Here is a 10,688-nt window from a genome sequence, read left to right as displayed (position 1 = left end):
GGGGTCTCATGCGGAAGAAGAGAGCGGCGACGAGCGCTGTGCGAAGCCGCCGGCGCCGCAAGGTGAGCCTGGGCGTTCTGGCGGTCGGCGCGTTGCTGGCGCTGGCGGGGTGCTCCATCCCCATCGACGGTAACCTCGTGGCCTTCGACCAGCCCGCGCAGTCGGCCCGCTACTCGTTCCATGCGCAGATCAACGGGACGTCGACGGTGTGGGAGTACACCTCCGCGAAGCCGACCACCTCGGACACCGTGCCGTCGGAACCGTGTGTCAGCGCCCTGGTCCAGAAGAGTCCCACCTGCCGGCCCGAGCCGCTGATCTTCCTCAAGTACGACCTGGGCCTGGGGCTGGACAACACGGTCGAGGCCGGCGGCGTGCACCACATCACCGTCACCGGCTACTACCAGGAGCGGCTCAGCGCGCTGCCGACCGTGAACGCACTGGGGGTGGAGACAACCCTCGACGGCGGCAGGACGTGGCATCCCGCGGGCGTGCGGGCCTCCGGTGCGAACAGCTACGCGGTGGACATCACGAACCCGGCGCGGGGCGAGGCCCCCTCGGGCGTCGGGCTGCGGGTCAGCGCCACCGACAGCGCGGGCGACACCGTCGTGCAGACGATCCCCCACGCTTACCAGGTGCGTTGAGGTGAACCGTTGAGCCGGGGCGGTGGCCGGTCGTGGACCTCACGACGGCCGGCCACCGTCCTGGTCGGTTTCCAGCCAGCGCTCCCGGGCCGCCCGGAAGCCCAACTGCACGCGGCTACGCACCTTCGCGACATCCATGAGGTGCCGGATCCGGCGCTGCACCGTCCGCAGCGAGCTGTCCAGCTGGGTGGCGATCGCCTGGTCGGTGAGGCCGGTCAGCGACAGGCTGAGGATCTGTGCGTCCATGTCGTCCATGGCGGGCCCGTTGTGCAGGGCACGCGCCGAGACGACGAACTGCGTCGCCTTCTGCCATTCGGACTCGAACAGTGCCGTCAGCGCGTCGAGCAGGCTGCTGGCGTGGACGAGCAGGGCGCTCGCGGGGCCGGTGCCGGCGGGGCCGAACAACGGCACCAAGGCGAACTTGCGGTCCACGATGAAGACTTTGAGCGGCAGCGCATCAGCGATGCGGAGCTCTTCCCCGGCGATGCGTGCCTGGTCGATCTCGTCGAACGACGGGCTGCCCTCGTCGAGTATCGTGCGTTCGATGATCACGCGGCAGCGGACTCCGCGCTCCATGGCGGCGCCGTCGGTCATGTTGCCGGCCGACATGATCGGCGCCTTGACCAGGTTCATGATCTGTTCCCGCGCGCCGAACTGCATGTGCGCGATGCGCTCGCGGACCGCCTGGGCCCCGTGGATCACCTCGACGACGTTGGCGGTCCGGCCCCCGGGGCCGGCCGCCCGGTAGATCTCGTCGAGGGAGTCCACTTCGAGTTCCGCCAGCTTCAACTCGTTCTGCCGCTGCGCCAGCAGGCCGCGCAGCACCGCCGCAGGCGGGGACGCCACGAACCGCGTGTCGTCGCCCGGGCTGCGCCTTGCGAGCCCTCGGCCTTCGAGGACGCCCAGGAGGCGCCCGGCCTGGCCGGTCGCCCAGCCGAAGGAGGCGGCGAGTTCGGCGGGAGTGGCGGAGGCCACGGAGACGAGCGAGTGGTAGCACTCCGCCTCTCGGGGGGTCAGCCCCAGGATGTCCGACAGCATGGCGCTCCTCGCTCACCGGTCGGGGGGAGGTCAGGGGGACGTCACGTCGTCCGCGAACTCCACGTTCGCCCTGCGGTAGGCCGCGATCCGGGCGTGCACCTGCTGCGGAGTCAGGAGGGCGTCCTTGGCGAAGTACGCGTAGTCGATCTGCTCGTGGTAGGCCCGGGGGGTGGCGTCCGGCACCAGGCCGCCAGGGACGAACCACTGGTTGAAGTCGATGGCCATGGCCTTGCGCGGGTAGTAGATGCCGCTGTGGTCGGCGAACAACTGCCCGTCGACGTAGTACTTCACGTGTCCGCCGCCGACCTGGATCGTCAGATCGTGCCAGCCGGCGTAGCTCGCGGAGAGCTGGTTGTGGGTGTTCACGGCCACCCAGGGCGACAGCTGGTAGGTGTGCCAGGACGTCGTCCACATGGTGTTCGCCGGAATGCCCCAGCCGCCGTTGGGGAGGTACTCGAAGTCCAGTTCGCTGTAGTCCGGGTCCATGGCGTAGGCGAGCGGGGAGAGGGTGAAGAAGGACTGCACCAGCTGGTCGCCGTCCGGGCGGTCCGCGAGGGGCGCGTCGCTGAAGCGGACGCGCGCCGCGTAGGTGCCGGTGAGGAACTTCTGCTGCTGGCTCAGTTGCGCCTGGACGCTTCCGGCGGGCGTGCCGTCGGTGCGGGAACCGAGCTGGAGCACATGGTGGTTGCCGTTGCCGGGGAAGGTCACCCCGTCCGCCGACCAGGACGCGCCGGGGTCACCGGGACGGGCCGTACCGGTCTTGATGCTCCAACCGCGCTGCGCCAGATGGGGGTCGGCCGCGCCCGTGTAGGAGAAGTCGTCGAAGAACGCCTGCGCCGGCGTGGCACCGGCGCCACGCTGCGGCTCGCCCCTGTCCGGGGATGCGGAGGCGGGCGCGGTGAGAAGGCTGATGAACAGGCCGACGCCGGCGGCGAGAACGGCCGCGACGCGAGGTCGAGAGGGGTGGCGCGACATGGTGTTCCTCCTGCGGAGAGGGGCGGAGAGAACCCGGGGGTTTTTCCCGAATCGGATCGTATTCTGGAGAGGGGCGGTCCACAAGTGGCCGGTGGGCCGCAATCCCCATCCGTCCCTCACGCGCCGTTCTTCACGCCGTCGTTCTTCACGCGCTGGGCGGTCCCTCGTGAAGCACGACGGTCACAGATCCGAAGGCGGCGGCGTGACGCCGAGAGCCGCCTGGACGAGGTGCGCCCGGCCGGCTGCACGGGGCAGGGGAGGGCGGTTGATCGCGTCGCGCATCGGATCCAGGACCGGCGACCCGAGTCGGGCCGGTTTCGCCCACCGCGATCCGTCCGTTATTCGAACTGTTTCAGGAAGATGGGCCGATGGCGCCGTGCCAGGTCCTACCGGGGCGAACAAGGCATGGAGGAGCCCCTTTTCTCGCTAGTAACTGGAATCACGCGCAGTTCGCTTGTGGCTCCACTGCGTGTTGAATATGATCCGCATCCGGAATAAAAAAGAGGGATCCAGGCCGTGCCGAAGGGAATCCACGTGACGCGCAGACGACGCCGACTGCTGGCCGCAGTCGTGGCCGGGATACTCGTCCTCCTGACCGGTGCGGTGGCGATACAGACGTCAGGAACGTCGGCACGAGCCGAGAGGTCCGCATCAGGTCAGGATCCGGACTCGGCACGCGAGGCCACCCCGGGTGACCCCGATTCCGGCGGTGACCCGGATGCCGGCGAGGGAGGCCCGGGTTCCCTCGCCCAGGCCGATTTCCTCCAGCGTGCCTACCCTGGGGACTCCATCTCGACGGCGCAGATGGACGGCGCGCGCACCGCCTACCGTTCGGCCAAGGGCCGTCCGTTCCCGACGGGCAAGGGGCAGAAGGGCACCTGGGTCTCGGTCGGCCCCAAGGAGGCGGACTACCCGTACAGCCCGAACCGCGACAGGTCCAGCTATCTGCCCAACGAGTACGTCGCGGCGGGCCGTACAACCGCCGAGGCGATCAGCCCCACCTGCGTCGCGGGCCACTGCAGGCTGTGGATAGCGGCTGCCGGCGGTGGGGTGTGGCGGACCGACAACGCGCTCGCCGACGAACCGAGTTGGCGTTATCTCGGAGGGCCACTGGGCATCAACGCGGCCGGCACGCTGAGCATCGACCGCAACGACTCCACCGGCAACACCCTCTACGTCGGCACCGGCGAGGCCAACAGCTGTTCCTCCGGGTGCGTGGCCGGAGTCGGCATCTACCGGTCCACCGACGGCGGCGACACCTGGACCGGACCGCTGGGGCAGGCGGAACTCGGTGGAAAGGGCATCGGACAGATCGCCGTCAAGCCCGGGGACCCCCGGACGATCTACGCCGCCACGACCACCGCGATGCGCGGCATGTCGAGCGACTGCTGCTCCGGCGCCGCCCGTCCCGTTCCCGGCGCCGCCAAGTGGGGCCTGTACAAGTCCACCGACGGCGGATCCACCTGGACCTTCATCCACGACGGATCGGCAGACGCCGCCGCATGCACAGGCAACCAGGCCGAGTACGCCAACCAGACCGCCTGCTCCCCTCAGGGCGTCCAGGGCGTGGAACTGGACCCCGGCGACCCGGACATCGTCTATGCGGCCTCCTGGGCTCGGGGCGTCTGGCGGTCACCCGACGGCGGCACCACATGGACGCAGATCAAGCCCTCGCTCAACTCGGCGGTCGCCCAGACACGTGTCGCCTTCGACGTCACCCGGCTGCCGGACGGCAGGACCCGGATGTACGTCTACGAGGGCAACACGAACCAGCCGGCCTCGGCACTCTTTCGCAGCGACGACGTGGCCACCGGCACGCCGGCCTTCACGGACCTGACGTCCTCCGACCCCACCAGTCCCGGGTTCGCCTGGTACGGCCTGTGTGCCCCGCAGTGCTGGTACGACATGTTCGTCCACACCCCGCAGGGGCACCCGGATGTCGTCTATGTCGGCGGCTCCTACGCCTACGGCGACCAGACCGCCGACGCGCGGGCGCTGGTACTGTCCACCGACGCAGGAGCGACCGGCACCGACATGACGATGGACGGCACCGACGAGTCGCATCCCCACGGCCTCCATCCGGACCAGCACGCCCTGGTGACGAACCCCGGCAACCCGCTGCAGTTCTTCGAGGGCAGCGACGGCGGTGTCATGCGGTCCAGCGGCACGCTCGTCGACCGCTCGGCGTGGTGCGCCGACCACACCAACATGAGCCCGAGGATGCTGCTCCGCTGCCGGCAGATGCTCTCCGCCATCCCGGCCGAACTGCACAGCATCAACAAGGGGCTGAGCACGCTGCAGTTCATGAGCCTGTCCGTCAGCCCGCAGAACAGCAACCTCCTCCAGGGCGGGACGCAGGACAACGGCACCTGGCAGACCGACGGCAGCCCGGTCCTGTGGCAGAACACCGCGACCGGCGACGGCGGCCAGTCCGCCTTCGACGTCGGCCGGCCCGAGGTCCGCGTGCACACCTTCAGCGGCGCGTCACCGGAGGTGAACTTCGACGACGGAAACGCCACCGGCTGGATCTGGATCGCCGACGGCATCAACGGAAAGGCCTTCACCGAGTTCTACCCGCCGATGATCGGCGACCCGAAGGTCAGCGGCACACTGTTCATCGGCGCCGGGCGGTCCGTCTACCGGACCAAGACCCTCGGAATCGGCAACCGGACGGTGCAGGAAGCCGACCGGGACTGCAACTCCCTGCACCGCAACCGCCAAGTGGTGTGCGGCGATTTCGCCGAACTCGGGTCCGACCCGCTCAACGCCGCGGACAGGGGCGACCGGGCCGGAGGCGGGGTGGCGGCAATCGCGCGCACCACCGCGGACAGCAGCACCGCCTGGGCCGCAACGACCACCGGCAGGGTCTTCATCTCCCACGACGTCGACGCCGAGCCGGCAGCCTCCGTGTCCTGGACCCGGATCGACGACGCGGGCACCCCGAACCGGTTCGTCAGCAGCATTCACGTCGACCCCGCCGACGGAAACCACGCCTGGATCTCCTACAGCGGATTCGACTCGGCCACACCCAGCACCCCCGGGCACGTGTTCGAGGTCCGGTACGACCCGGCGACCGGCCAGGCCAGTTGGACCGACCGCACCGACGACTTCGGCGACCTGCCGGTCAACGACCTGGTGCGCGACGACACCAGCGGCGACCTCTACGCAGCGACTGACTTCGGCGTGATGCGGCTCGCCGCCGGGACGACGACGTGGACCGAGGGCGCGCCGGGGATGCCGGACGTCGAGGTGTCGGGCCTGACGGTCGTGCCGGGCAAACGGATCCTCTACGCCGCAACGCACGGGCTCGGGGCCTGGCGGCTCAACCTCGGCTGAAGCACGGCGGTCACGTGTGGCGCAGGGCACGCGCCCTGCCTGCTGCGGACCGGCGGCACGTCGCTCCACGGCCGGCACCGCCCGGCCGGAACAGTCCGAACCGATGCTCCGCACACACACCAGGAGAGGTACGTGTCCCAACCCCGTTCCGCGCGGCCGTTTCGCCGCAGACCACTTCCGATCGCACCAGCCAAGACAGCAGGGCGCGTCCGTGCGCTGATCGCGGTGCTCGCAGTCGCCGCGTTCACCGCGCTCGCCGTGCCGGCTGCGGCCCCCGCCTCCGCGGCCTCCCCGGCCCCTGCAGGGAGTGCCGTCGCACCGGCCAAGGCGGCCGGCCCCACCTCGCCCGGCGAGCACCCCACCAAGCAAGTGTGCGCCAAGCCGTCGCGAGCCGGGGAGATGTCCTGCCTGGCCGTGGTCCGCACGGACGCCGTCGCGGCCAAGGGCCTCCAGGCCGCCACCACTCCAGCCGGATTCGGCCCGGCCGATCTGCAGAGCGCCTATGACCTGCCCGCCACCGGATCCGCGGAAACGGTGGCGATCGTCGACGCGTACGACAGCCCGAAGGCCGAGGCGGACCTGGCGGTCTACCGGCAGCAGTACGGTCTGCCGCCGTGCACCACCGCCAACGGCTGCTTCCGGAAGATCGACCAGCGCGGCGGCACCGACTACCCGCCGCCGGACGCCGGTTGGGCCTCCGAGATCGCCCTCGACGTCGACATGGTCAGCGCGACATGCCCCAACTGCAGGATCCTGCTGGTCGAGGCCGACGACGCCGACGTGAACAACCTCGGCCCCGCCGTGAACCAGGCGGTCGCCCAGGGCGCCGCGTTCGTCTCCAACAGCTACGGCGGCACCGAGAGCACCGACCAGATCCAGGCCGACGGCGCCTACTACGACCATCCCGGTGTGGCGATCACCGCCAGCAGCGGCGACTACGGCTACGGCGTCTCGTACCCGGCCGCGTCGCCGCATGTGACCGCAGTGGGCGGAACCTCGCTGGTCAAGGACGCCTCCACCACCCGCGGATGGGCCGAGAGCGCCTGGCGCAACGCGGGCAGCGGCTGCTCGGCCTACGACCCCAAGCCGTCGTTCCAGCAGGACACCGGCTGCGCCCGCCGTTCCGTCGCCGACGTGTCCGCGGTCGCGGACCCCAACACGGGCGTGGCCGTGTACGACAACGGCTGGCAGGTCTTCGGCGGCACCAGCGCGTCCGCCCCGATCATCGCCTCGGTCTACGCGCTGGCCGGGACACCGGTGACGGGTTCGGCACCCAACTCCTACCCCTACGCCCAGCCGTCCGCGCTGAACGACGTGACCTCCGGAAGCAACGGCAGTTGCGCGATCGCCGCGTATCTCTGCCACGCGGGTCCGGGCTATGACGGGCCGACCGGCCTCGGCACGCCGAACGGGCTCGCCGCCTTCCGCTCGGGTCCGAGCGGCACCGTCGAGGGCACGGTCACCGACGGCACGACCCCGCTGGCGTCGGCCAAAATCACCGCAGGCGACATCACGGCGATGACGGACCGTCAGGGCCACTACACCCTGACCGTCCCGCCTGGGACCTACGCGATCGAGGCGAGCAAGTTCGGATTCCTCACCCGGGCCGTTTCGGAGGTCGCCGTCGCCGACGGCCGGTCGGTGACCGAGAACTTCGCGCTGGACGCGAGGCCGCGCGTCAGCGTCTCCGGCACCGTCCGCGACGGATCCGGCCACGGCTGGCCGCTCTACGCGACGGTAGCAGTGGCGGGCGAGCCGACGGCGGTGGCCTACACCGATCCCAGGACGGGGAAGTACACGCTGAGCGTGCCCGCCGGAGCCACCTACACGCTCCAGGTCGACGCCCTGTATCCGGGCTACCTGCCGGACTCCCACGCGGTCCGGGTGGGCCAGGCCGACGTGACGCACGACGTGGACGTGCCGGTCGACGCGAGCACCTGCAGCGCGGCCGGATACGGCTACACCTACGACGGCCTCAGCCAGTCGTTCGACGGCGGCACCCAGCCGTCCGGCTGGACCGTCGACGACAACGTGGGCAACGGCCAGACCTGGGTGTTCGGCAACCCCGCCAGGCAGGCCAACATGACCGGCGGGTCCGGTGGCTTCGCCGCCGTCGACAGCAGCTACGACGGGTACGGCAACACCCAGGACACGTCGCTGATGAGCCCGGTGATGGACTTCACCCGGCGATCCCACCCCTCCGTGACCTTCCGCACCGACTACTACGGCTACGCCTTCGGCCAGACCGGAGACGTCGATCTCAGCGTCGACGGAGGCCGGACCTGGGCCACCGTCTGGCACCACACGAACGACAGCGCACGAGGGCCGCGGACCGAGCACGTGGACCTGTCCCAGGCCGCGGGCAAGACCGACGTCCAGGTCCGGTTCCACCTCACCGCCAAGTGGGGGTGGTGGTGGCAGGTCGATGACGTCTTCCTCGGCGACCGCACCTGCGATCCGGCACCGGGCGGCCTGATCGTCGGGCGAGTGACCGACAGGAACACCGGGGCCGGGCTCGACGGCGCCTCGGTGACTCCGGCCGGCAGCGCGCAGTCGGTCACCTCGGCAGCGACGCCGAACGACCCCGCCCTGGGCGGCGGTTTCTACCGGATGTTCTCCTCGCTCACCGGGAAGCACACGTTCTCCGCCGCGGCCGGGAACTCCTACAGCGCCCAGGACGTCACCGTCGACGTCGCCCCGGACCGGGCGAACGACGTCACGTTCTCCCTTGCCGCGCCCCGGATCGCGGTCAGCGCCCCCCGGCTCGGCACGACCGTCGACTGGCAGGGCCGGGGCAGGGCCACCCTGACCGTGAAGAACACCGGAACCGCCCCGGTCACCGCAAGGCTCGACGAACTACCGGGCACCGAGCAGCCGGCCGCGTCGCGGCCCGGCGCACCGCTGCAGGAAACGAAGGGGGAGTTCAGCCCCCTGCGGCTCCACCCCGGCGCGACCGTGCAGGCGCAGGCCAGGTCCACGGCGACGCCGTCCGACGCGCCGTGGACGAGCGTGGCCGACTATCCGACGCCGATCATGGACAACGCCGTGGCGACCATCGACGGCAAGGTGTACTCCTTCGCTGGAACAGACGGCGACCACATCCTCAACAAGGCCTACGCGTACTATCCCGGCGCCCAGGGGTGGAGCGCCCTGCCGAACCTCCGCGTCGCCCGTGAGGCGCCCCAGGCAGCCGCCTACGCCGGCAGGATCTATGTGTTCGGCGGCTGGCAGGGGGACGGGACACCGGCGGCCAGGACCGAGATCTACGACCCGCTGACCGGCACCTGGTCCGCCGGATCCGACAACCCGAAGCCCTACGCCGGTGCCGCCGCGTCCGTGGTTGGCGGCAGGATCTACCTCGTCGGCGGCTGCGCGCAGACGTGCGGCACGACGGATGTCGAGGTGTACGACCCGGCCTCGGACTCGTGGAGTTCCGGGGCCGCGTATCCCGAGCCGACCGCCTGGCTCGGCTGCGGCGGCATCGCAGGCAAGCTGTACTGCGCGGGCGGCCTGTCGGGCACGTCCGCCAGTCGGCACGCGTACGGCTACGACCCGCGGTCCCGCAACTGGACGCCGATCGCGGACCTCCCCACGGACCTGTGGGGGATGGGGTACACGGCGTCCGCAGGCAGCCTCCTGGTGTCCGGCGGGGTGACCAACGACTCCAGCACGGTCACCAACAGGGGTTTCGCCTACGCCCCGGCGTCCGGGACCTGGAGCGCGTTGCCCAACGCCAACACCACGCGCTATCGCGCCGGTTCCGCCTGCGGCTTCTACAAGATCGGCGGCACCACGGGCAGCTTCAACGCCTTCACGAACTCCGAACTGCTACCCGGATTCGACCAGTGCAGCGACACGACTGACGTCCCCTGGCTCTCGGAGGACAGGACCGAGGTGACGCTCCAGCCGGGCCAGAGCGTCGACGTCACGGTGGGCTTCGACGCGAGGGCAGCGGGCATCGCACAGCCCGGCACGCTCACCGCGCAGCTCATGATCAGCGCGCGGACCCCGTACGCGATCGCCCCGGTGCCGGTGACGCTGGTGGTGAACCCGCCGAGAACCTGGGGCAAAGTCACCGGGACCGTCACCGGGGCCGACTGCTCCGGCACGCTGGCGCCGCTGGCGGGAGCAACCGTGCGTATCACCACCAAGTCCGGTGCGTACACACTGAATACCGACCGGAACGGTCACTTCCAACTGTGGCTGGACGTCAGCAGCAACCCGCTCACGGTGACCGCGTCCCAGGACGGCTGGACATCGCGTGCCGCACGGGTCGAGGTCGTGCCGCGCAGGGCGACCACCGCCGACCTCTCCCTGCGGCCGGACCCTGCCTGCACGCCGTCCGGGGCGGCGTCGTGACGGGGCGGGTCCGCTCGCAGGAGGCGACAGTCGCGATCCCGTACGCGACGACGAACACCACCCATCGTCTCGATCGGCGCGGGGTGAGCCTCTCCCGGACGGCGGCGTCGGCACGTGGGCCGGTGGGGGCCGGCGTGCGTCCGTAGGGCCGGCGCGGGCCGGGAGGTGCGGGGCGGGCGGCGCCCGCCGCGTACTCGACGGTGGCGTGGGGGGGGGGGGCGGGGGCCCCCCCCCCCCCCCCCCCCCCGGGGGGGGGGGCGCGGCCCCCCCCCCCGCGGGGGCGCCCCCCCCCCGGCGGGCCCCGGCCCGCGCCGGGCGGTCCCCCCCGCGCCCCCCCGC

5 protein-coding genes are annotated in these 10,688 nt (G+C 71.1%); 3 read left to right on the top strand and 2 right to left on the bottom strand.

What is annotated here, in order from left to right:
• Positions 1–8 precede the first annotated feature (8 nt).
• A complete protein-coding gene (locus ACH4TG_RS20460) occupies positions 9–641 on the top strand; it encodes a hypothetical protein (protein WP_398243802.1) in 633 nt (210 codons plus the stop codon).
• Between the two features lie 39 nt (positions 642–680).
• Here ACH4TG_RS20460 and ACH4TG_RS20455 read toward each other — a convergent pair whose 3' ends face one another.
• Together ACH4TG_RS20455 and ACH4TG_RS20450 are read right to left on the bottom strand one after the other, a co-directional pair.
• Positions 681–1,679: a helix-turn-helix domain-containing protein gene (locus tag ACH4TG_RS20455; protein ID WP_398243801.1), complete on the bottom strand. Its 999-nt coding sequence runs from the start codon at positions 1,677–1,679 to the stop codon at positions 681–683.
• Between the two features lie 30 nt (positions 1,680–1,709).
• On the bottom strand, positions 1,710–2,654 hold the full coding sequence (locus ACH4TG_RS20450) for a glycoside hydrolase family 16 protein (protein ID WP_398243800.1): 945 nt from the start codon (positions 2,652–2,654) through the stop codon (positions 1,710–1,712).
• Between the two features lie 534 nt (positions 2,655–3,188).
• Between ACH4TG_RS20450 and ACH4TG_RS20445 the strand changes: the two genes are divergently transcribed.
• Positions 3,189–5,990: a hypothetical protein gene (locus tag ACH4TG_RS20445; RefSeq protein ID WP_398243799.1), complete on the top strand. Its 2,802-nt coding sequence runs from the start codon at positions 3,189–3,191 to the stop codon at positions 5,988–5,990.
• 225 nt (positions 5,991–6,215) lie between these two features.
• Positions 6,216–10,349: a carboxypeptidase regulatory-like domain-containing protein gene (locus tag ACH4TG_RS20440; RefSeq protein WP_398243798.1), complete on the top strand. Its 4,134-nt coding sequence runs from the start codon at positions 6,216–6,218 to the stop codon at positions 10,347–10,349.
• Positions 10,350–10,688: the final 339 nt, after the last annotated feature.

Origin of the sequence: Streptomyces sp. NPDC020917, assembly GCF_044333795.1 — a bacterium.
GTDB lineage: Bacteria > Actinomycetota > Actinomycetes > Streptomycetales > Streptomycetaceae > Actinacidiphila.
Note: the sequence above shows the minus strand (reverse complement) of the source record. Positions and strands in the feature narration are given on the sequence as shown.